Here is a 24,058-nt window from a genome sequence, read left to right as displayed (position 1 = left end):
ACCGCTAGTGTTTTTGGTGTGGTAGGTGCGTCTGGTGTGGTGTGTGCGGCAGCACGGACGCTAGTGTTCTCTAAGCGATAAATACTCAACGTCTGCAGAGCAATACTGTTAAACTTCACTAATCAATAAGTAATCATTGTTAGCAGAAGCACAACTGCAAAGCTACATAATCGACCTTAGCAAAGCATTGATGCAAAGCTACATTAGCAATGTTTGCAAAGCATTGATGCAAAGCTTCAGAAGCGACGCTTGCAGGTACTCAGCTTAGCGCAATACTACCTGCCGAAATTACTACGCCGCACTAAGTTACGATTGTAAATACGTATGCTTATTTTCTCAGGATTTGATTGAGCCAGATTATTTATTTTCTCAAGTTCAGCTTTAACAACTTCCATTTCCTCATAATATATATTTGCTACATAAACGAACAACCCTTGACATAATAGAATGACTAGGAAGAAACCACCAATGAATAATAAAATTGCTTTATTAGGTTCAACATCCCCAATTCTATTACTCACACTACAAAAATCAATACCAAATATTTTAAGAATATTAACGTTCCCATCAACCGATATATTTTTCGCTTGCCCAACTAACAATCCAATAAGTCCTAAAAGGAACGAAAGAACAAATTTTGAAGAGAAACTATCCCATATATTATAACTGAATCTTACAGTTCGAAGTTGATCCACTAATTTTTCTTTTTTTTCTTCTTCAGTATATTCTTTATTCTCTAGGATTGGATTTATCTTCTTGACACGATATTTTCTAATTTTTTTTACAATGCAAGAAATTTTTTCTTTATCCGCATTTTTGTTTAACATTGCAACTTCTTCTCTGTAAAGGGCTAATTGTTATTGATTAATGTTCTTTCTGAATGGAAAGAATGAATACAGCAGACTGCGCTGTGCGAAGAAGAGGGATACTCGCGCATAGCACAAGCGAGCAACGCAAGCAACGCGAAACTCCAATCGCACAACGCACGCAGCGAAACGCCACAAACGCACACAACGCGCATCGCGCCGAAATAAACGCCGAAGCATCGCGCCACAGCACACGCCACAGCAAACGCCGCAAGTGAGCATCACAAGCGAGCAACGCACGCATCACGCCGGCTAGCGCGAACACAGCGCAGCCTGCTAAGTTTTCAGTTATAAGCCAGGCGATTAAAGTCCCGACGCGCAAACAACATGCGCACCTAAACTCAATCGCCTAGCGGATTGCAATTCCTAAGAATTGCTTGGAATCAGGCAGCCTGCTGCTCTTCATCCTTCTTGCGGTTGCGCAAGAAGATGAACATGCCAACAGCAACCAAGCACATGCCAGCCAACGCGAAGATAATCACGCCTGCAGCACCGGTCTTTGGAAGGTTGAAGAGCCAGCTCTTACCGTCATTGCCTGAATCTGGAAGGTTCTCAACAGAGAAAGTGTCAGTAGTTTTACTTGCATCAACAGTGATATCATGAACATTAGGGTTACGAATGTATCCAGTTGGAGCAACAGTTTCCACTGCATAGAATACTTCACCACGCTTAACGGAATAAGCTTCAGTTAAGCCCTTCGTAGCATTATCTGATGAAGTTTCCTTCTCACCAAAACCAACGGAAGCTTTCGCCTTGCAAACTTTGTTAAGGTCCTCACCAGTTGTGCCTGCCTTAATTGCATTGGTGCAAGCTGTAGCCTCATCCTTCTTTGCGAACAACATAAACTTTGCGCCAGGCAATACACTGCCATCCTTAGAAGAAACCTTCTTAATTTGGAATGTAGCGAAATCTACCTTTGGATTAGTTTTAGTCTTAACTTCGCTTGGAGTTGTTCCGGTACCATGAGATGGCACCATACCACCCTCATTGGTAACAGAGTTCGTAGCAAGTTTAGCTGTATCAGCAAGTTTGAACGTCAAATCAACAGTTACCTTTGCAGCCTTGCCAACACTTGCATTTGCGGCAGTAGCGAGCGCTTTACGACCAGAACCAGTGAACGTAATTTCAATCTTCTTCTTACCTTCAACATCAGTAGGTGCTCCAACTGTGTAATCTGTATTCGGTGTAAGCGTAGTGTCTCCTGCCTTAACCGTCTTTACAACATTCTCATAGCTTACAAAGTAATTAGCTGGCGCAAGATCGAAGACGCTATAGCCCTTGAATTCATCTGCAACAAGATTTGCATCAGTAGACTTAGCCTTAACCTTATCGAGGTCTGCAGTAATGGTGTAGGAAATTTCATCTCCAGCACCTACAGTCTTCGTTGTATCCTTAGTCTTCTTAACGCTATCAGCGATATCAACGTTCTTAGGATCAACGAACGGAGCATAGTTGTACTTGGTCTCTTTATTGCCACCAGTAGTAACCTGCTGAATCATTGGCAAAGTCATATAGAATGGCTTAGTTTCCGCAGCAGAATAACCTGCAGGAGCCTTGGTTTCCTGAATCTGATACAAACCAAGTGGAAGATCCTTAAACCTTAAAACACCATTAGCGTTTGTAGAGCCACTTAATTTACCATTTGTACCAAATGTATCATCGAAAGCTACAGTACCAGCATTCTTATTAAGATCACCAGCTGCCTTAGCAACCTCTACCCAAGAGTCATACTTGGTCAAATCAAGGTCTTTGCTGTTTACAGACTTAACCTTCTTAATAGTAAATTCAGCATCCTTAACAGCAGTTTCCTTCTTCTGGTTACCGTTGCCATCGGTTTCAGACTTCCACTTGTAGATGGTGATGGAACCAGATTTTGGAGCATCAGTCATCCATGGAGCTGATTTGTAATCACCAGCTTGCGAATCGGTGGTCAAACCAGCTGCACCTTTTGTATTGAAAGTAGTATCAACACTTGGCGTACTATCAGCCCAAGCAGAGTTGTTTGCCACCACGGCGCCGGCGACGCACAGCGTGCCAGCCATTGCGAGCGAGGCGAATGCCGCCACGCATTGTTTAGTGAATTTATTCACTTTCTTCTCCTTTATATCAGTGCCCTTGTGGGCAGGTTTTGAGGAAAATACGTTTATTGTTTTATTTTGTGTTGCGCACGGTCGGCGGAGTCATCGCAAAGCCGCATGAACTCTGTCGGCGGCTACGATTTGCGCCGCGCGCAGCAAGATTAAATCCGAACCATGCTCCGGCATAAGTACCGTCACTGTGTAACGTCACTGTGTACCATCACTACGTAACGCGTAATGCCATTGCCAGCACATGGAACGTTGATACTGCAGTTTTTAAGCTGCAGAAAATTTTCATCAGCATCGCCACCTTTCGCTACGTTGCCTTAAAGCGCGAAGCTTTTTGGCAGTTTTGCAGATAAAATCTTTAAGCAGTGTCTTACGCAGCAACGCATCAAGCATCGCGCGCCCCCACTTGGTTTGCTCAAGGAAGAACCCAGCCGCCATCACGCCCGTGCCAATCACAGCAAACGCACCAAGCAGCACGTTCCAGTTCATTCCGCCGGTCTTTGGCAGCGAGAATTTGTCGACAACAGTAATCTTGAACGTGAGTCTATCCCAATTGGTTCCCTGCTTCAAAGAATTATTACTCATTAAGTTACTAGCATCCTTATTAGAAGGATTGCTCATAAACGTATTATCGGAAGCAAGAGCATTGAATCTCTTCAGCGCAGCATCATCCAGCGTAAACACTGTGCAATTATAGTCGCCAGTTTGTTTTGGAGTGCCGTCAACAATATCTTCTGTTCTAGCGATTGCGTTCTTAACACTATTCACATCACTCTGGTCATTAATGAATCCATAAAGTGTATGTGCAGCATTGCAATTCCCTCGTTCGCGACAATTCATTTGCTGTGCTTCGTTAGCAAAGCTCCATTGAGTAGACCTACTACCATTGCCAGGAATATAAACAACACTTTGATTTTCATCGCTGGTCCAATTACCACTTGCACCATCTTTGTGGCACAGCATACGAAGGTTAAGCTTATTCTTGCTAGTCAAACTCCAAGTGCGAATGAACGGCTTTCTAAGCAACGATATGCCATTCATAACATACAGCCTATCTTTCAACTCACCATTCATCGGCTCGCCAGTTTGCGGATCCTTATCTTTGTACAATTTAAGCAGAAGATTACTTTGATCTAAGCCTTTGACTGTAACCTTCGCATACACAGGCTTGCCCTGATTTCCAGCATCCTCATCTTCCGACGTTGAACCATCAGGGTATGTAACAACCACTGGAGTCTCATAATCTTTAGCACTAATGGTCACATCTGGATAGAAGGTCACCTCGCCGGAGTTGCTATAACCAATTCCAGAAGACTCTTTCATAAATGACCATGGAATGACTTTATGTTTATCGTCATTTGTATATTGCTTAAGTTTGAATTTGGTGCCTTGTGGCAAGTCACCAACCTTCATATCCTTATACATTTGACCTGAATCTGTAATACCACCAGCCGTTACACCAGTTTCTGGCTTAACACTTTTAGGTTTTTCGGTAGTAACCTTATTGCCCGCTTTTACAGTAACAGGAACATACTTTGGGTTGTAATAGTGAGCGTCACTATGCACATGAATTGGGAATGTTACAGACTCCCAATCAACATGCCTCATAGTATTGTTTTGAGGATTTTTACTATCTTCCTTATTAGTCAAAACTCCATTAATAACGCTTTCTAAAGTCCTACCAGACTGATTCTTTACAAAACCTTTTACAGCTTTTTCAAACTTAGTTTGTAATCCACCATGTTTACCTTTATTTTCAAGGTCTTTAATAGCGTACACGGTGCAAACAAAATCACCATTTTTCGCAACCGTTCCATGCAACCAACCGCGAGTACGCTCAGTCGTGTCATACTCGTCGCCATAAAGGTAAAGATCACTATTACAACTATTGTCTTTATTGCACTGCTGACGCGTCTTTTCTGACCTAGTCCACTGAGAAGGCTTCCCATCTTCAAAGTCTCCGTTATCCTTGTTGCCTTTTCTACCAGCAAGCTTTAAACCATTAACTTCATCAAACTTATAATTTTCACGCGCGCCAGTTTTCTGGTTTATCTCGTAACAAAGCATATGCTGATAGATTTTGCCTTGCTTAGTACTTGACCATGAGTCAAAGAACATTGGCTTAGTGTTACCAGTAGCGTCGCCTAACACTTCATCTTTACGGAAACGCATACCTTCACTATCATTATCAGAAATATGTCTGCTCAATTGCCTATCTGAGTAAACATTTAACTTCAAGTCTTTTCCTGTAACTGGCTTACTTACCACGCTCACAGGAGCGTACACTGGCATACCTCTGTTACCAGAATCATCATCTTCTGAAGTTGAACCGTCTGAATAATGTACAATTACAGGAACAAGATAGTCAATAGTAGGAGTAGTTTTAAGCGGCGTAAAAGTAACTTGACCATACTTAGTGTCAGTATCAGTATCTTCTGGCTTATTATCATCCTTCTTTTTATTACTGTCTTTTCCTTCGAAATTAGACCAGTAAAGCTTATCTTCTGATTTCTTATGCTTAGAGTACTTTTTAAGCTCAAACCATGTGCCTTTTGGCAAAGAAGTACCATCCTTCACCAAATCATTCTGACTGCTATCGTCTTTATTTACACCGTTAGCACCACGATGGCTTTCTGGAGCATCAGACTTTGCTTTACCGCCAGCTTGCACTTCAACCTTTGTGTAACGTGGGTTATACTTATGCGCTAGTGAACGAATAACAATATTAACGTCTTTAGAAACCCATTCAATATTTTTACTATTAACTGGCAAAGTAAAATCATGTTTGTTTGCTTTTACAAAATCGTCGAATTTTTTCTTAGCATCGCTGCCATCGCTCAACGCAAATACTCGGCAAACGTACTTACCACCCTTATTAGGACTTCCTTTAATTTCTCCACGAGAACGCTCAATAGTGTATTGGTCATCATCGTATAATTGGCTCTGACGGTTGCAAGATTTACCATTAATCCAGCACTGCTGATCTTTGTCACTAGCATGAGCCCATTTCTCAGTTTGCTTAAAAGTTAATCCGCTAAAAGAGTTAGTACTATCTTCTCCGACATTACTAAAGGTGTAATCCTTCTTTTCTACTTTACCGCCCTTGCCTATAGTTTCCTTCCAGCACAAGGATTTCAAAGAAATTTGACCAGTTTTATATCTAGACCACGAATCAATCCACAAGCCTGGATTAAGCGGAGAATTTATATCAGCGTAAACTGTTCCATTATCTCCTAAATTATTACCGCCTACACCATTATGAATATTCATAACAATGTAAGGATTTGAAGGATTTGGACGTTTTACGTTAACAGTAGCGTAAATAACGCTTTTTTTGAAATCGCCACTCTTATCAGCATTACCAGCATCTGAATCTGTAGATTTAGATCCGTCAGCATAAGTCACTATCACTGGTGAATGATACTGACCGCCTTCTCTCCACTTGTTGGAATAAAAACGAACTTTGCCGCTATGTAAATCCTTATTCTCAATACTGCTCCAATCAAGAAAAGGATCGCTCCTATTATTACCACTTACATACTGCTTAAGCTCAAAAGTAGCATCGTTAGGGAGATCACCAGTCTGAATAATATCCGCATTCTTCTTAGAATTATCACGCACGCTCTTAACAGATGCGTAAACAATTGGCATTACACGAGCCTGATCGTCACCGGTTTTTTCTGTCAAATCAACTGGAGTGTAAACAGGGTTGTACAGCGAGGCTTGCGAAACAACCTTGATTTTAGTTGGGTGCTGCTCCGTAACGAAAGAGCCGCGATCATAATACTTACAGTTATACGGGTATCGAGAAGGATCAGGATAAGTAATTTTTGTACCAAATTCAAGAACTTTACCCTTATCTTCTTTTCTAGGGTTATAAGTTACATGACCAGTTCTGCTATCAATATACACAGAGCCTTCAGGCATCTTAGATGGAGAACTAACTACTTTTACACCATTAGGAATTTTGTTGGTAAGCTCATATTTTATGCCAAGATTGGTAGGCAAATTAGTAGTCGTACCACCATCGTATTCAAAACTGCCATGCGAAGAATCACCTCCCCACTCACCGGTTCTTGCAAACGGTTTCACTGTAACAGGGCGATGATATGTAGTAATAGGAATATTATCTTGCCCATACTTTTTATCATCCGAACTATTGTATTGAGGGTATGAGATCTCATCACCATTTGTAGGATTCATTTTTACTTGATGCTCAACGTAATCAGGAATACCATCACCATCAGTATCAAATGGACCCATAGCAGCCCACTTGTTACGTTCACTATTCCCCCAATAACCTGCACCTACACCAGTTTTATTAGAATCCCAACCAGCAATAATAGGTAAGGTTTCTGGATTAACACCATCTTCAACAAATGCTTCTATATGCCACTCATAAGAGAAAGTTGTATCACCCTGAGCCCAATCAAGAAATACGCGACCAAATTTATTGCTGGGATCATTCGAATTATTCGGATTGCCTCGCCACTTGCGAATCTCACAAAAACCGTATTTCTTTCTAATTTCGGGGTCTCCACAGGTAGCATCATCGCTTTTACCAAGTTTTTCTCTACCTAACGAGTATTTCCAAGCCTCATTAAAATAATAATCGCCATCAGCGTAGGTATAATTATGCTTAGCAATATTAGTAAATTCACTTGGTCTTTGACTATTATATTTTACTTCTCTTTCAAATTCCCAATGGCCCTTTTTTTCTTTTTCATTATATACAAATTTTCTCTTAATAGCAGTGCGAGTTACGCGAACTGAACTTTGATGCGAAGCATCACCATCCCTAAGACCTTTTGGAAGAAAAACTGTCAAATCTGGCCTACCATCCCACGGCGAACCATCTGACTTTGCATTTCCTTTAGGAGGCACATTGAAAGATAAAGAATTTAATCCCATACCATTCGCATTGAAGGTAATATCCCAACTGATTTTAGTTCCACTTTTGCCATAATCACTATCCCACTGATTGTATTGAATATTAGGATAGCTAATAGAAACATCACGAACAGCATCACCAACCCAATAGTCACCATCAGTAAAATATCCATTGCCAGCGTAATCCCACCAAGCCTGAGTTGCGTTAGCTTCTTTTACAGGCAGCACAACAAAAGTCGCGAAAAGCGTGGCGGCTGATACGAGCATTGCGAAGAGCGCGCGACGGAAGGTGCGAGAAGTGTGAGCGGTGCGAGCGATGGTGACGTTGCCGGAAGTGCGAGCGGTGGCGCCATCGCGCTCGCTGGTCTTATGCCAAGCCAAAGCGCGCGACGCAAGACGACCCACGCGTGATGCGAATCCACGGAACTTTGCTGGTAACATTTTCTCGCCTTCCTAATCCTCAACTGCTGCACAAGCCGCAGTATATCTCAAATTCCAACTCTCTAAGTGTTAAGCTTCAAACACTCAGCCTGCATACGATGCCGATGTATGGCAAATCAAAAACCTTGCGCACTCGCTACTACGAATGCAACTAACTGAGCCAAGCACAGATAGCCAGTATAACATACCTGTATGCCCCATATGCAAGCATATTTGCTGAAAACCTCTAACAGTTATACCCCCCCCCCATGAATGATTTCAAGTAAAACACGAGTTATAATCGCACATATAAAAAATTTCTATAATTCACGAATCTCGCTAAAAAATCTACTGCAAAACGCATTTATAATGAATAATTTCCGACGCAAAAACGACGAAATCGCGTCTTCGGCGTGTCTAAAAACTGCTCACTTCCCCAACCCAAAGCACTACATGTTGTTATAGCGCATGCATCGCACCGCTATATGCTGTGCTGTCTATGTGCGCGCACTTCGTCGCTGTGTGTTGTGTGAGATTCGCTACTGTATGCTGTGCTGGCTGTGTGCTGCGCTGGCTGTGCGCTGCGTGCTGCGATTGCCGTGTGCTGCGCAGCGATTCGTCGCTGCATGCTGTGCTGCCGTATATTTCGTCTCTATATATATACTGTGTGCAATTCGTCACTATATACCGTGCTGCTATATATACTGTGCAGCGCTCAAGCAGGTCGTCGCGTACACAAAACCCTAAAACTCCAACTCAGGATTCTTCAGCAACTCATCAAACATCGCATGATACAAGCGCAAATTCAAAGACTCTATCCGCGTAATAGTCGAAATTTTGCCGCCAGCATCTTTCGACGAAGCGCCACAGACGTAAACAGCCTCATCATCAGTTCCATAATCTATAACCACATACCTATCGTGATACTTTCTGCCAGCAGTCTTAAACTTCAAATCAACACCAGGATAATCGCTTACAAAATCTCCCAACATGCTTTCCGTAAGCATATTCTTATTCCTAGAATTATCACTAAAAACTACTATTCCCACCCCTTCACCAGCAAACCGCAAGAGTTCCAACGTTTTAAGACCAATATAATTATCAACAACGTAAATGCTTTTCTTAGCTGACTTATATATTTTGCAATACGCAAGATCCGCTTCTATTTTATTGCCGTCCATAAGAAGAAAATGTTTATACGAATCTGGATTAATAAAATTATCCATTACCTTATTAAAATCTTCCTTCGTTGCCATTTGAGATTTTATTTCCGCTATATCCTTAGTATTCTGATTCGTTTGAATCGCCAGCTGCGCTAACTCATTCGCACCAATAAAATCCTTATTTTCAACAATATAATCCTTCATTTGCTTAAAGGTTCTAATAAGCGCTTTCGACTGAATTATGGCAAGTCCGCCTCTTAACACCGTCATGAGCATATAAACACCTTGCTCAGTAAAAGCATATGGAAGTGACCTGCTTTTAGAACTAATATTTGCGGTCAAAAAATTTGATTGCAAATATACCAACTCAGATTTGTTTAATTGAAACATAAAATCATCATCAAACTTTTCTATGTTATTTTTTACTTGTTGATTGAACGCTCTTGTACTGTATCCATATATTTCAGCTAAATCCGCGTCAAGCATGACTTTTTGATTGCGAATGTTATAGATCTTCTCTTTTATCGTTTTAGCATCTATAAGCGTCTTAGATGGTACGCTTCTAGCATCTATAAGCGCTTTAGCTGGCACACTTCTAGCGTTCGCGATAATTAAATTTTTATTCTGCTCTACCATAAAACACCTCCTAAAAATGTATGTAAAACCTAGCGCAGCGCAACAAAAACGTAACTTCTAACACAAGACCCATAAATCGCAAGTAATGCAACAAATCACAGAAACAAATCACAAGTAACACTGCAAAATCACAGAAAAAAAAAATCACAGAAACAAATCACTAAGTTACTAAAATCACGATTACTAAAATCACGCAAATCACATATAAACGCATCGTTTAAACGCATCAGCGCATATGCAACTATTCTACAAAACACTACAGGAAAAGCAACGAGTATACAGGCGCGACTGAAACGACTCAACCGCGCGCAGTTTATGCCGCTTCCCAGCCAAATTCCGACCAAAACTGTGCAGCGGCGTAAAGGAAAAGCCGGCTACGCGCCAAAAAGCGACAAAAACTTTACACACACGCGCAGTTTATGCCGCTTCCCAGCCAAATTCCGACCAAAACTTTACAGCGGCGTAAAGAAATGGTCGCCTACTCGCGCTAAAACGGCAGAAACTGTGCTGCTATGTAAAGGAAATGCCGCCTACGCGCCTTAATCCGGCAAAAACTGTGCAGCCGTGTAAAAGAAAAGCCGCCTACGCGCGCAATCCCGGCAGAAACTGTGCACGAATGCGGACAGAAGGTGCGAACACAACTCAATCAGCACCAACCTGATTCCCATACTCTCTAACCATTGCGCTACGAGTAACAACCCACTGCTTGCCGTACTTTTGCGCATCAACGCCCTTAATAAGCTTCTTATACAACACCGCTTTTCTAAGAGTCGACTCGCTTAAATTCCACAAATCGCTCGCGTCCGCAAAAGACATTAAATTGTCAAACGGCGTTTTAATCTGCTTACCATTGTTCCACAACTCGTCGCACGAAACATCTAAATCATCATTCCAAACAATGCCATATCCGCCAACATCTACAACAACTTTATTAAACAACTCTGGATCTTCCAACGCTTTAAACGTTGGAAACTTGCTCAGCAGATTACGCACATTGTATTCTTTAAAAGTTCCGTTTACAAACTGCACACGAAGACGCATATTTGCGCACGCTTTTACATCTTTAATCTTATGAAACTTCATAATCTCTCCTTTGTCACATTTGCAAAACTCACTATTACAAAAACTCACTATTACAAAAACTCACTATTGCAAAAACTCACTATTGCAAAACGCTATTGCAAAACGCTATTGCAAAACGCTATTGCAAAACGCTCAGTCTTTGCCAACACTACTAACGCGCTACCCTACTAACGCGCTAATGCACTAATTCTTCTGATTAATCTGCTTAAAGCGCTTAAAAACTTAAACGTACTAGCGTACTAGCGTATTAACTCAGCGGTTCTATTTTCTTAAATTCTTGAGTGTTCCACATAGTAATCAACTCATCTTTGTGAAATTTTATCCACTCAATCACCATGCACTCTGCGCGCTTTGGCAAATATCCATCAATGACTTTGCATAACTGAATATCTAGAGCAGCAACATAATTGCCATAAATAGCATGAATATGCGGCGGATTATGTTCTGCGCTGGCAAAATACATTCGTATAACAATCCCATAAAACCTTGAAATTACAGGCACATTCACCCCCTCTTTCTTTTTCTGATTTATTTCTAGTTTCTTTCTGATTTATTTTATAAGCATTAAATCATACCGGTAATTATATCACGATACAGTGATATTTAACGCACGCCAACAAGCGAAAATAGTGCTTGCTAAGTTTAGTGCGTGATGCTAGGTGCTAAGGGCGAAGTGCGAGACGGGAGGTGCGAGACGCAACCAAAACTACTCAACAGCGCACAGTTTATGCCGCTTCCCAGCCAAATTCCGACCAAAACTTTACAGCCGCGCGCAGTTTATGCCGCTTCCCAGCCAAAATCCGACCAAAACTTTACAGTGGTGTAAAATTTATGCCGCCTACGCGCACAATCCCGGCAGAAACTGTGCAGCCATGTAAAGTTTATGTCGCGAGCGCAATACGCAAGAAAATCAAAAGTGGGCTTAATGGGATTCGAACCCACGACCTTCTGCTCCGGAGGCAGACGCTCTATCCACTGAGCTACAAGCCCGCAACTCGAGAAAGTATACACGCTAGTGAGGATGCGAGACGACCTGCTTGAGCGCAGCACAGCGCGCGCGAAAGCAACTCGGAGCGCCGAGCTTGCTTAGGGTTGAAAGCACAGTGTGCTTTCAACGCAAGCGAGGTCTGCCTTCGTAAATAAAGACGAAGGCAGGGCAGACTCACATGTGGGCACATTGGGAATTTGGTTGTGGTTGTGTGCGCTGACGACCTGCTTTCGCGCTTAGAGCGTAGCGCGCGAAAGCAACTCGGAGCGCCGAGCTTGCTCAGGGTTGAAAGCACAGTGTGCTTTCAACGCAAGCGAGGTCTGCCTTCGTAAATAAAGACGAAGGCAGGGCAGGTTAGTATGGTTGTGCTTTAGAAACTAGATTGTGACCGGGGATGCGAGACAAAAAGCGACAGAAACTGTGCAGCCGTGTAAAGAAAAAGTCGACTACGCGCGATAAAACGGCAGAAAGTTTACAGCGGAGCGAACAGAAAGTGCGGAGCAGGAAGAAGCGACAGAAACTGTGCAGAGGTGTAAAGAAAAAGCCGGCTACGCGGCAAAAAGCGGCAGAAAGTTTACACGGGAGTAAAGTTTCGGTCGAGTACGCGCCAAAAGGCGGCAGAAACTTTACAGCGGAGTAAAGAAAAAGCCGGATACGCGCCAAAAAGCGGCAGAAACTGTACACGAATGCGGACAGAAGGCACGGACAGAAAGTGCGGAGCCGGAAGAAGCGACAGAAACTGTACAGCGGAGTAAAGTAAAGGTCGCGAAATGACGGAATGGCGACAGAAACTGTGCAGAGGTGTAAAGTTTCGGTCGGCTACGCGGCAAAAAGCGGCAGAAACTTTACAGCGGAGTAAAGGAAATAACGCGCCGCTAGCAAAAGCCGCTAGCAAAAGCCGCTAGCAAAAGCCGCTAGCAAAAGCTGCTATCAAAAGCAGCCATCGCGCACACAGCAAAAACAGCCATCGCGCGAACAGAAAAACTCACGCACCGCCGAGGAAGGCAAAGGCGCCGAAGTAAAGCGCAGCCGCAACAGCAACCGAAGGCACAATCGCGCACACAGCAAAAATCCACCAGTCGCGCGCACGCACACGACTCACGCGAGCGTGCGAACGCGCACCAACTCCCCCAAAACCGCGCGCTTCCATAGCAGTAGCGAGCGTCGTCGAACGTCGAATCGAAAGCACAAGCAACGCAAACGACTGCGGGAAGAACGCCCTCACGCGATGCTCATCACCCAAACCGCGCGAACGCCTCGACGCAGTCAGCGCCGCCCAATCATCCTGCAGCACGCCAAACAGCCTAATTCCAGCCAAACCGCCGTACACGAATCGATCCGGCAAATGTAGCACCTGACTGAAAGCATCCGCCAAATCCGTAGCATCAAGCCCAATCACCATCACAATCGACGGCACACCAATCGCCAAAATCCTAAGCGAAGTTGCAACAGCCAGCATAGCTGAACGATCCGTAGCATGCATCAGCCACCACTGGAACCAAGTATTTCCGCCACTTTTGCCGTATAGCAACACAGTGAGCGCGGAAGTCGGCGCGCCCACCCACACAGGCCACGAAAGGCGAATCACACGCCATGGCGGAAGCTTAATGCACGCAAAAATCACAAATTCCAACAGCAACGCGGCCGAAGCAGAAACGCAATCAAGCGTAAAAAGCAGCGGAATCGAAGCCGCGAACGCTCCAAAAATGCGAAATACTGGATTAATTGACGCGAGAAGTGGCGATTTGCTTGAAAGTTTCGCTTCCTCGTCGCGATTGTTTACAGCGCTCACTTTGATACGCGAAATGTCTGTTGCGCCGGTAGTTGCGGAAAGCGCTTCGGAAGATTTCGCTTCGGTAGATTCCACTTCAGCAGCTTCAGCAGTACTCACTTCAGCAGCACTCGCTCCAGAACCAGCATCTTCAGCTTTCGCATCCGGCACAAGCTCAACCAAGCGCGCACCCAACGCCTCAACCAGCTCACGGTCGTGCGTCACCACAATAATGCTCACACCCTCGCTGCGAAGGCTTGCAATCAAGCGAATAATTTGCAACCAAGTTTTGCGGTCCTGCCCAAAAGTTGGCTCATCCAAAATCAACACACGCGGAGCCGCAGCAAGCGACGCCGCAACAGTCAGACGGCGCTTTTCGCCTCCCGAAAGCGTGTATGGATTCGCGTTCGCATAGCGCGCCAAACGGAATCGCTTCAGCAACTCCTGAGCCTTCGCGCGCGCCTCATCCGGCGAAACACCCGTGCGAAGCGGCCCCAACATAACCTCATCCAACACCGAACCGCACGCAAACTGATGCTCCGGATTCTGAAAAACGTACGAAATGCGCTTCGCCAAATCAGGCGACTTCCACTTCATTGGATCCGTGCCGTTCGCGCCTTGAGCAAGAGCATCACTCGCCACAACCTCACCGCTTACTGCCGGCAAAAGACCAGCCAAAGTGAGCGAAAGCGTTGACTTTCCAGCACCGTTCGAGCCGACCAAAGCCGTAATCTGCCCGGCTCTAAACTCAAGATTGATGTGACGCGCAATCGGCTCGCTATTATGGCTGATTGCGAGGTCTTTCGTGGAAAGTAGCACTTCTCCGTAGCCTTCTGCTGGATCGCAGTTTTCGTAATATTTTTCAGAAGATTTCGCGTTTGCGGAAGAATTACTTTCGGAAGATTTACTTGCGGAAGAATTACTTGCGGAAGAATTTTCAGGAGATTCCGCATTTCCGGAAGATTTTGTAGTTACGGAAGATTTTTCGGAAGACTTTGCGTTGCGCTTGTAACGCTCAGGAAGCCAGATTCCAAGATCCTCAAAGTCCAAATCAGTGCGATTAAACACCTCGTCTGGCGTACCGTCCGCCACAATCACCGTGCGCGAAGAAGCCGCGCGCGCAATATCGTCGTCGTGAACGGTTTCGCTGTGAACGCTTTCGTCGTTAGATGTTTCGTCGCGAGAAGTTTCGTTGTTCGCAGTTTTTTCGTTCGCAGCTTTTTTGTTCGCAGCTTCATCATTCTCAAGCCCAAGAACAACCACGCGGTCGATCATTTCTATCCACGGCTCCGCGTGATGCTCCACAAGCACCATCGTGGCATGCGTCGAATCCAAAACCGCGCGCACAGCACCCACAATCTGCTGCGTGCCATCCGGATCCAAATTCGCAGTCGGCTCATCCAAAAGCAGCACACTCGGCTGCATAGCGAGCGCGCCAGCAAGCGCCAAACGCTGCATCTGACCGCCGCTTAAATGCGAAGTCGAGCGATGCAATTGCAAGCCATCCAACCCAACTTCTTTAAGACTTTTGCGCACGCGATCCCAAATCTCGCCTCGCGGAACGTTCATATTTTCCGGACCAAACGCAACGTTATCCCCCAAACGCTGGAAAATCGCCTGTGCATCCGGATCTTGCAAAACCAAACCAACACGACCGCGCGCACGTCGAACCGGCACGCCGTCAACCAAAACGCAACCCTCGCTCACGCCACCATCGGCATCTTCGACGAGAGTGGTTTGCTGGGATTTTGCGCTATTTGCGCTGTTTTCGCTATTTTCTACGCTATTTGCGCTGTTTTTTGCGCTATCTTTCGAGCTATCTTTCGCGCTATCTTCGCTATTTTTCGCCACAAAATCATTGCCAATAAGACCTGCCGCGCCGCTTAAAATCGTGGACTTACCTATGCCTGATGCGCCAAGCAGCAACACGCGCTGCCCCGCCTTAATCGTGAGGTCCAACCCGCGCACAGCAAAAGCGCGACGGGAAGCATGACGATAACCCCAGTTTTCAAAACGAAGTTCAGCGTTACTTGCGTTAGTAGCGTTACTAACGTTATTACTAGAATCACTAGCGTTACTAGCGTTGCTGATACTCTTGCGATCACTTAAATCTGTTGGAAGGAAAGTTTCAGATTCTTGCGATTGAGTAGCATCAGGCATAGTAAATCCTTTATGGCAATGATAGATTTTAATTTTTAATATATTTAATTTTTAATTTCGCTATTTAGCAAATTTGCAACTAAGCACGAGCTACGCGACCAGATGCAAAACGATCCAACGCGCCAGTTGAGCAAATTGCCTTATACAAATACCACATCAACAAGCCCGAAATAATCGCACCAGAGATGAGTCCAGAAATTGTGCTGATAATCATGTAATTGCTAAAGATTGACGCACCTTCACCCCAAAGAATGTAGGAAATCACAGTGCCACCAAATGCCGTGAACGCACCATCAAGAGTAGCAACCCAAACATTCCAAACGCGATATAGGAAGAAGAGGAAAATAATCTCACCAAAAATACCCTGAACTAAACCTGGAATCAAAACTCCAGTTGCACCCCAGCTGGTACCAATAAGAAATTCGGTAAGTGCAGCAACAAACTCGCCTAAGAACGCAGCTCCAGGCTTGCGAACAATAAGCGCAGCCAAGCAGGCAGGGAAATAGAACAAACCATAGTACAAGCAATTCAAACCAGGAACTGCAGCAAATGGAACATCGAGGAAATGATGAGTAAAATAGCCAAGCCAGAAAATTACACCGGAAGCAACGCCAATAACTACCGTAACAGTAATATCAGCGACGGTCCAGCGCCAATTAATCTTAGCTTTCTCTTTTAATTCTTCTGACATAAAATGTGCCTTTCTTGTTACGTGTTGCAATGCGTTACATTGTGCGCAATGCAATACCTTGCGTTACAACGAAACCTTGCAACAACCTCTCCAGGCACGGGAAAAACAGACCTCCGTGCGCCGGTATTACCCGGATTCACGTTCAAGCGGTTTTCTCTCAGCTCTGAATGTTCACGCTTACATAAGCGAGAACACAGAGCACCCGTGTCGATTGACGATTGTACGGCAGCGCGTAGACGCACGCAGCAACGAGACTAATTGTTTACGCACGACAGTTCCTTTACAGCGGTGTACAGTTTATGCCGCCTACGTGCGCAATCCCGGCAGAAACTTTACGCGCATGTAAAGAAAAAGTCGCCTACGCGCTAAAAAACGGCAGAAACTGTGCAGACGTGTAAAATTTATGCCGCGAGCGCAAGAAAATCCGACCAAAACTTTACAGCGGTGTACAGTTTATGCCGCTTCCCAGCCAGATTCCGACCAAAACTTTACAGCCACGTACAGAAAATGTCGAAATCTCATCAAAAAGCGACAGTTCCTTCACATTTACGTAAAGTAACTGTCGCCAATCCGTCGCAAGAATAATTTACTTACCGCGCATTGCACGACGGCTGATACGCTGCGGACGCGTTGGATCGATGCCCTTCGGAATGCCAAATCCACTCTTGCTTTGCAACGTGCGCAAACGCTCATTCAAAATCGCAAGCTCCGTCTTAGTAAGGAAGAATCGGCGGTTCGGATGAATTTTATCGAACAACGAGAACTTGTGCTTCACAGGCTGTAGCGTCTTCGAGCGCAACACCTTTCCGCGCAATTCTTTAAGCTTCACCTGATTTTCGCCATTACCAACAGCAATACGGTATACAGGTATATTAGATCCGGCAGTAACGCTTTTAATAGCGTGCTCCTGTCGATCCATAGCATGCATTAAACGCTCGTAATTACCCTCACCAACGAGGAAAATTCCGTTAAAACCAGTGCCGCGCCAAAGCGCATCCTTCGTGCGCGCATCCACCCACACAGGCTGCTGCGGAAAAGTAAAGCCGCCCTTATTAATCGCAGAAATAATGCCGGCAGCCGCACCCGGGCGACCTTCCAACTTTGCGTAACCAACTTTATCTGCGCGCTTCGTAAGCACAACAGTAAACAGCAGCAAACCAAGCATCGCCGCTGTAATAAGCATCATAATCCACATCAAAATGGACCAACGAGATACAATTCCAAGAATTACAGCAACCAAAATCGGCGCAGCAAACGCGCAAGACAGGAACAAAGGCAGCTGCTTATCGTCAGAATGCGTGTACTTATAAATACGTATGATCTGCGAGAACATGCCCTGCTTTTTCTTAGGCTGCTTCATGCCTTGCGTCGCGCCCTGAGATGCGCCTTGCGATTTGCTTTGTGCTTTATCTTGTGCCATGCGTTTACCCCATGATATTCGCGTTATTTTGAGTATCTCAAATAATAATAGTAGCTTGTGCAAATATTAATAAATTTGCAATTACTTGTGCAATTACTTGCGCACTTACTTGTGCAATTACTTGCGCACTTACTTGTGCAGTTACTTTTGCACTTACTTCGGCCAGTTACCACGCTTTGCGCTACTCGGCTTAGGCAAACGCCAGCGACGAAGCTGCATAGCACGGCTGAATGCGTACATGCCGGAACGCGATTTGCGCGACACAGCCACATCGCCAAAACGACGAATCAGCTCCTTGCGCAACTTACGCCACATAACAAACATGTCAATTACAGATGCAAACAAATACGCGTACAAGAACACTGCGAAAACAAAATAAACAATCACAAAATTAGATAGCGCAAACAAGCAAATCATAATCAGCACTGCAACTGGTATGAAAAACTCGCCAATATTAATTCGAGCATCCACGTAATCGCGAATATACACACGCCACGGAAGCTGCTCAATTTTTGGCATATGCGCCAAATCGCCAGTGCGCATTGCGTTGTATTGCAAATTCTCGGATTCGCGAAGACGAGCGCGCGCGCGTTTTGCACTTTCCTTGCGATCTGCCGGCACTAGCGGGCGAAGCTTTTGCGCCTGAGCAGCGTTGCGCTTAGGAGTCGGCGCGTTCTTTTCGCGAGATTTCGTCGCTACAGACGATTCTGCATCCGCTACTTTCTTTTGCAACGAAGGAGTAGATGTGCCCTCGTTATTGGCAGTTTTCTTTGCAAATGGATTCCATGTCATGTTTGCAGATTACTCAACAGACTAGACGCATGCAGACGCGGCGGAAACGGCAGAAACGGCAAAAAGTTTACAGTAACGTAAAGTTTCGATCGGGAATCACCACAAAAGCGGCAAAAACTGTGCGGCTGTGTAAAGAAAAAGCCGGCTACGCAGCAAAAAGCGGCAGAAACTTTACAGCGTTGCAAAGTTTATGCCGCCTTCGCGCAAAATTAGCCAGAATTACTCGCCCAATCGATCCAAAAGCAGCGCTTCCGTCACAATATTTCCGCGCAAACCAGAAAGCGAAATTGACTCGTTCGGACTGTGCGCATTGGACTTAGGATCTTCCGGACCCGTCACCAGCACCTGCGCCTTCGGGAAGATGCGCTGAAGTTCCGGAATAAACGGAATCGAACCACCCTCGCCCTTATTTACCGGCTCCACGCCAAAAGCATCACGCATAGAAGCGAGCGCATCCTTCGTTGCAACAGCATCCGGATCCATTGCCCAGCCCATGCCGTTATCAATCGGCTCTGCAGTAACTTCTGCACCAAAAGGCGCGTGAGATACCAAGAAGTCGCACAAAGCTTTTTGCGCTTCTTCCGGACGCTGCGAAGGCGCGGTACGAAGCGAAAGACGCAACTTAGTTTCGTGCGCAATCACATTAAAACTGCCCTCAACAGGATGCGCGTCCATGCCGATTACCGTCAAGCTTGGCTTAGTCCACATGCGCGCGGCGAGTGAACCGGTGCCTGCAAGCTTATAAGAATCGACCACGGAAGCGTCGGCACGCACTTGCGCTTCGTCCAAATCGCGCTGCAAACCGCCAACCGGCTCCTGAGCTTCAATTCCTGGAACTGCCAAATCGCCAGCTTCGTTGTAAAGCGAGGCAATAAGCATGGAAGCGAGCGTGTAAGCGTCCAAAATCGGACCACCAAACTGTCCGGAATGCACTTGATGGCCGAGCACTTTAACCTTTACGTCTACGTCTGTATTTCCGCGCAAACTCGTTGTAAGACTTGGGATTTCGGCGGACCAGTTACCCGAATCAGCCACGATGATTACGTCGGATTCGAACTCGTCTTTATGCGATTCAATGAACGGGATGAAGCTTGGCGAGCCCATCTCTTCTTCGCCTTCGATGAAAACCTTAATATTTACGCGCAAATCGTCGCTTAGCGCGCGCAAAGCTCCGTAGTGAATTGCGATTCCGCCGCCGTCGTCGGCTGAGCCGCGTCCGTAGAGGCGACCGTCGCGCTCTGTGCCTTCAAATGGGTTGGTTTCCCACTCGGATGGGTCCGGCACTGGCTGCACATCGTGATGCGCGTAGAGCAAAACCGTTGGCGCGCTTGGGTTTACGATGCGCGAACCGACCACTTCGAAAGCTCCTGGAGTGCCGTCCGGATTCGTGGACTGCTCGACGCGCGCGTCAATACCAACCTCACGCAATACCCCAGCCACGTATTGCGCGGACTTTTGCATATGCTCGCCAGCAATGCCCTTAGCCGACACCGCAGCCAGCGAAATCTTCTTATTCAGCACGGAAACTACGTCATTCCAAGCGTCCTGCACGCGAGCGCGCACGTCTTCGACAGCCAAACCTGCCATAAATCCTCCAAACTAAAAGTAACAGAGCGGTAATTGATGCCTGTAAAACTATACCTACAAATTTAAACTATATTCGCAAACGTGACGACCTACTTTGTTCAGCTTGCGAGACAGTTTCTTTACACTCGCGTAAAGTTTCTGCCGCTTTTTCGCGCGCAAACGACATAAACTGCGCACGCACGTAAAGTTTCTGCCGCTATTTGACGCGCAAACGACATAAACTGCGCACGCACGTAAAGTTTCTGCCGCTATTTGACGCGCAAACGACATAAACTGCACACGCACGTAAAGTTTCTGCCGCTTTCAAGCCCTCTCAATGCGCGCGGCAACCCAATCGACGATATAAGGCGCGCACTGCTCAACCTGATCCATCGCAACCTCAAATTCGCGAGGACCTCCGTACCACGGATCTGCCAAGTCGAGCAACATCTCGCGACCCGGCTGCGGCTTAGGAAGCGACGGATCAAACGCGCGGTACATGTGCACAAGTTCGCGCTTTTGTGGCGGCAGCAAACGCAAAAGCGAACGCATATGCGAAGCCGTCATCGGCAAAAACAGGTTCGTTTCCGCAATCTCATCCGCTTCAATTCGATGCGCAAAATGCGAAGCAGGAAGCCTGTATCCGCGCTTAGTTAATTCCCTTTGCGCGCGGCGGTCAATCGGATTTCCGTACTCTTCGTCGCTTACACCGCTGGAACGCACGGCAACGACGTCGCCCAATCCCCTCAATTGAAACTCGTTGCGCAACACGATTTCCGCCATTGGCGAGCGACAAATATTGCCTGTGCAAACCGTCATAACGGTATATGGGTGACGCGCGTCGACCTTGATTTTGCTTGATTCTTCAGTCATATTTCCTCGTTTACTTTGCGATTTTCGTTTATTTTGCGATTCTCGTTTACTTTGCGGTTTCTTGTTTACTGCGCAGGCTCATATACCATAAACCGGTATCGCGCAGGATTGCTTTCGCTACCAACCTTCAGCGGCGCTTCCTCAAACTCGCCTTCGCGCGCAACATGCCATTTTCCTGCATCAACCAATGCATGAATGTTCGGAGCAAACGTGTCCGCTGCAACTTTCGCATCGATTTGCGTTACGTAAGCTGCGTCCGCATGATAATTCGCGAGCATTTCGCGCAAAATCGCAGCGCCGCCAAGAACCCAGATTGCGCGTCCGTCTTGCGGCAAGTCTTGAGATGCGTCTTGAGATGCGCTTTCCTGATTTTCAAGCGTTTCCCTATTTTCCAGCGCTTCCCTATTTTCCAGCCATTCGCGCGCATAATTCAAAGCCGCGTCAATGCTAGTAAAACTACGCGCACCATCCGCCACAAAATCAGGATTATGCGTAACAACAATATTTTCACGCCCAGGCAGCGGACGGAACTTCGGCGGCATCGCATCCCACGTGCCACGACCCATAATCACAGGGCAGCCGATAGTCATCGCCTTAAAATAGCGCAAATCCGGCGAAAGTCGCCACGGCATGCCTCCGTTTACGCCCATCGCGCCGGGCTTGCCGTCCAAACCAAAAGCCTCGCCCCAAATCAGTCGCACAGGGAAATTATGCGACACGCTGTTTGCCATATACGCACCTCACACGCTAAATCAAGCAAAATCCTCTATAACAAGCCAAATAAAGCCGAAACCGCTAAACAAATACGCAACCAATCACACCGCAACCAATCACACCGCAACCAATCACACCGCAACAGGCGCTTTAATCGTCGGATGATGCTTGTAATCAACCACCTTAAAATCGCTGTAATCGTAGTCAAAAATCGAATCCGCCTTACGAATTTCAAGCTGCGGATACGGGTATGGCTCGCGCGAAAGCTGCTCAAGCACCTGCTCAACGTGATTATCGTAAATATGGCAATCGCCGCCCGTCCACACGAACTCACCCGGCTCCAAACCTGCCTGCTGAGCCATCATCATCGTCAAAAGCGAGTAAGACGCAATATTAAACGGCACGCCGAGGAACATATCGCAAGAACGCTGGTAAAGCTGGCACGAGAGCTTGCCGTCGGCAACGTAGAACTGGAAAAGCGAGTGGCAAGGCGGCAACGCCATATGTTCAACTTCCGCAGGATTCCAAGCGCTAACAATCATGCGACGAGAATCTGGGTGATTCTTCATAAGATCCAGAACGTTTGCGATTTGATCGATTGTGCGATTTGGATTTTCCGCGGTCGGCGCCGGCCAACTCCTCCATTGCACGCCGTAAACAGGGCCCAAATCGCCATTTTCATCCGCCCACTCGTCCCAGATGTGAACGCCATTTTCCTGCAACCAACGCACGTTACTCGAACCCTTAAGGAACCAAAGCAACTCGTACGCAAGTCCTTTGAAAAACACGGTTTTCGTGGTGATAAGCGGGAAATATTTGCTAATGTCGAAGCGGATTTGCTGACCAAAAAGCGAGATTGTGCCAGTGCCTGTGCGATCAGATTTTAAAGTGCCTTCCGTAAGGATTTTTCGCACTAAATCCTCGTAAGGAGTTGGGATGCTGGAAAGCGGTTTTTGTGGTACGCGCGCGCGAATTGCGGCAAGTTCTTCTTCTGTTAAAGCCATGCTGCCATGTTAACAAAGCGCTAATAAATTTAAAGAATCGCGCTCGTAAAACCATATGCTTACCACGCAAAACGCTAGCTTCAACGATTGAGCGTTACGTAGCGTAAAATCTTCCCCGACTTTGTTTACTTACACGACCTCTAAGTCCACAAAACCAAGAACACGTCCCCGACTTTGTTTACCTATCTGGTACCTAAATCCACAAAACCAAGAACACCTCCCCAACTTTGTTTACTTACACGACCTGTAAATCCACAAAACCAAGAACACCTCCCCAACTTTGTTTACTTACACGACCTGTAAATCCACAAAACCAAGAACACCTCCCCGACTTTGTTTACTTACACGACCTGTAAGCGCGACAATCGAGCGCAAAGTTACAATCCTTACGATAACATGAACAAATACGACTACAGCAAAGGAGCAAAAATGTCTAGAAGATTATGGGTAGAGCGCAATGAGGACGGCACTTGGGAAGCACACAGCGACGACGGTGTGAGCTTGAAGTTTGGTCACGGCGAAGGCATGTTCAACCCAGTTGAATTAATGCAAATCGCTTTAGCTGGTTGCACAGCTCTTAGCAGCCAGTACGCTGCAGAACACGCTATTGGCGAGGGCGCTGGAGCGCGAGTTGTAGTAAACGGCACGTACGACGCGGAAGAAGGCACGTACTTGCGTTTTCAAGAAGACGTCACTCTTGACGCAACTTGCGCAAAACCTGCACTCAGCCAGGAAGATGTGTCCGCACTAAAAGAGCGCATGGAACGCCACATTTCCAGGGGTTGTACTGTTAAACATACTCTCGAAAAAGGCGCGCAAGTTAGCGTAAACGTTACGGTTCGCAGCTAGAATAAGCCAAAAGTCGCGAAAAATCGCACTAAACTTGCACTAAAATTGCACTAAACTTGCACTAAAATCACACTAAAATCACACT

15 protein-coding genes and 1 tRNA gene are annotated in these 24,058 nt (G+C 46.0%); 1 reads left to right on the top strand and 15 read right to left on the bottom strand.

What is annotated here, in order from left to right; genetic code table 11:
• Positions 1–275 precede the first annotated feature (275 nt).
• The 15 genes from ACJV2T_RS01890 to ACJV2T_RS01820 form a co-directional block, all read right to left on the bottom strand.
• Positions 276–827 carry a hypothetical protein gene (locus ACJV2T_RS01890; RefSeq protein ID WP_419398977.1) on the bottom strand — a complete coding sequence of 184 codons (552 nt, stop codon included), beginning with the start codon at positions 825–827 and terminating at the stop codon, positions 276–278.
• 422 nt (positions 828–1,249) lie between these two features.
• Complete coding sequence (locus tag ACJV2T_RS01885) at positions 1,250–2,956, bottom strand: SpaH/EbpB family LPXTG-anchored major pilin (RefSeq protein ID WP_419398976.1); 1,707 nt, start codon at positions 2,954–2,956, stop codon at positions 1,250–1,252.
• Between the two features lie 285 nt (positions 2,957–3,241).
• Complete coding sequence (locus ACJV2T_RS01880; protein ID WP_419398975.1) at positions 3,242–8,284, bottom strand: Rib/alpha-like domain-containing protein; 5,043 nt, start codon at positions 8,282–8,284, stop codon at positions 3,242–3,244.
• Positions 8,285–9,006: 722 nt separating this feature from the next.
• The gene (locus ACJV2T_RS01875) at positions 9,007–10,062 is read right to left on the bottom strand and encodes an ORF6N domain-containing protein (protein WP_419398974.1); all 1,056 of its coding nucleotides are present in this window, start codon (positions 10,060–10,062) and stop codon (positions 9,007–9,009) included.
• Between the two features lie 642 nt (positions 10,063–10,704).
• Entirely contained in the window at positions 10,705–11,145 is a 441-nt protein-coding gene (locus ACJV2T_RS01870) for a helix-turn-helix domain-containing protein (RefSeq protein WP_415683382.1), read from the bottom strand.
• A gap of 247 nt (positions 11,146–11,392) precedes the next feature.
• Positions 11,393–11,647: a DUF4160 domain-containing protein gene (locus tag ACJV2T_RS01865; protein ID WP_165844139.1), complete on the bottom strand. Its 255-nt coding sequence runs from the start codon at positions 11,645–11,647 to the stop codon at positions 11,393–11,395.
• 415 nt (positions 11,648–12,062) lie between these two features.
• A tRNA-Arg gene (locus ACJV2T_RS01860) sits at positions 12,063–12,135 on the bottom strand.
• 983 nt (positions 12,136–13,118) lie between these two features.
• Positions 13,119–16,064 (bottom strand): ATP-binding cassette domain-containing protein, encoded by a 2,946-nt coding sequence (locus ACJV2T_RS01855; RefSeq protein WP_419398973.1) that lies wholly within the window; start codon positions 16,062–16,064, stop codon positions 13,119–13,121.
• Positions 16,065–16,143: 79 nt separating this feature from the next.
• Positions 16,144–16,755, bottom strand: a complete 612-nt coding sequence (locus ACJV2T_RS01850; RefSeq protein ID WP_391496316.1) for an ECF transporter S component — start codon at positions 16,753–16,755, stop codon at positions 16,144–16,146.
• 586 nt (positions 16,756–17,341) lie between these two features.
• A complete protein-coding gene (locus tag ACJV2T_RS01845; protein ID WP_419399081.1) occupies positions 17,342–18,115 on the bottom strand; it encodes a DUF4191 domain-containing protein in 774 nt (257 codons plus the stop codon).
• A gap of 213 nt (positions 18,116–18,328) precedes the next feature.
• Positions 18,329–18,967 carry a DUF3043 domain-containing protein gene (locus tag ACJV2T_RS01840; protein ID WP_419398972.1) on the bottom strand — a complete coding sequence of 213 codons (639 nt, stop codon included), beginning with the start codon at positions 18,965–18,967 and terminating at the stop codon, positions 18,329–18,331.
• 219 nt (positions 18,968–19,186) lie between these two features.
• Positions 19,187–20,554 carry a dipeptidase gene (locus tag ACJV2T_RS01835; RefSeq protein ID WP_419398971.1) on the bottom strand — a complete coding sequence of 456 codons (1,368 nt, stop codon included), beginning with the start codon at positions 20,552–20,554 and terminating at the stop codon, positions 19,187–19,189.
• A 303-nt stretch (positions 20,555–20,857) separates the two neighbouring features.
• Positions 20,858–21,406, bottom strand: a complete 549-nt coding sequence (locus ACJV2T_RS01830; RefSeq protein WP_410294765.1) for a low molecular weight protein-tyrosine-phosphatase — start codon at positions 21,404–21,406, stop codon at positions 20,858–20,860.
• A gap of 65 nt (positions 21,407–21,471) precedes the next feature.
• The gene (locus ACJV2T_RS01825) at positions 21,472–22,137 is read right to left on the bottom strand and encodes a dihydrofolate reductase (protein ID WP_419398970.1); all 666 of its coding nucleotides are present in this window, start codon (positions 22,135–22,137) and stop codon (positions 21,472–21,474) included.
• Between the two features lie 114 nt (positions 22,138–22,251).
• Positions 22,252–23,124, bottom strand: a complete 873-nt coding sequence (locus ACJV2T_RS01820) for a thymidylate synthase (protein ID WP_004105202.1) — start codon at positions 23,122–23,124, stop codon at positions 22,252–22,254.
• Between the two features lie 429 nt (positions 23,125–23,553).
• On the opposite strand from ACJV2T_RS01820, the gene ACJV2T_RS01815 reads away from it, so the two are divergent.
• Positions 23,554–23,973, top strand: a complete 420-nt coding sequence (locus tag ACJV2T_RS01815) for an OsmC family protein (protein WP_419398969.1) — start codon at positions 23,554–23,556, stop codon at positions 23,971–23,973.
• The last annotated feature ends 85 nt before the right edge of the window (positions 23,974–24,058 follow it).

Origin of the sequence: Gardnerella phocaeensis, assembly GCF_048545075.1 — a bacterium.
In the GTDB taxonomy this organism is placed as follows: domain Bacteria; phylum Actinomycetota; class Actinomycetes; order Actinomycetales; family Bifidobacteriaceae; genus Bifidobacterium; species Bifidobacterium vaginale_J.
The sequence above is the reverse complement of the archived record's forward strand: the minus strand, read 5'-3'. Positions and strand labels throughout refer to the sequence as shown.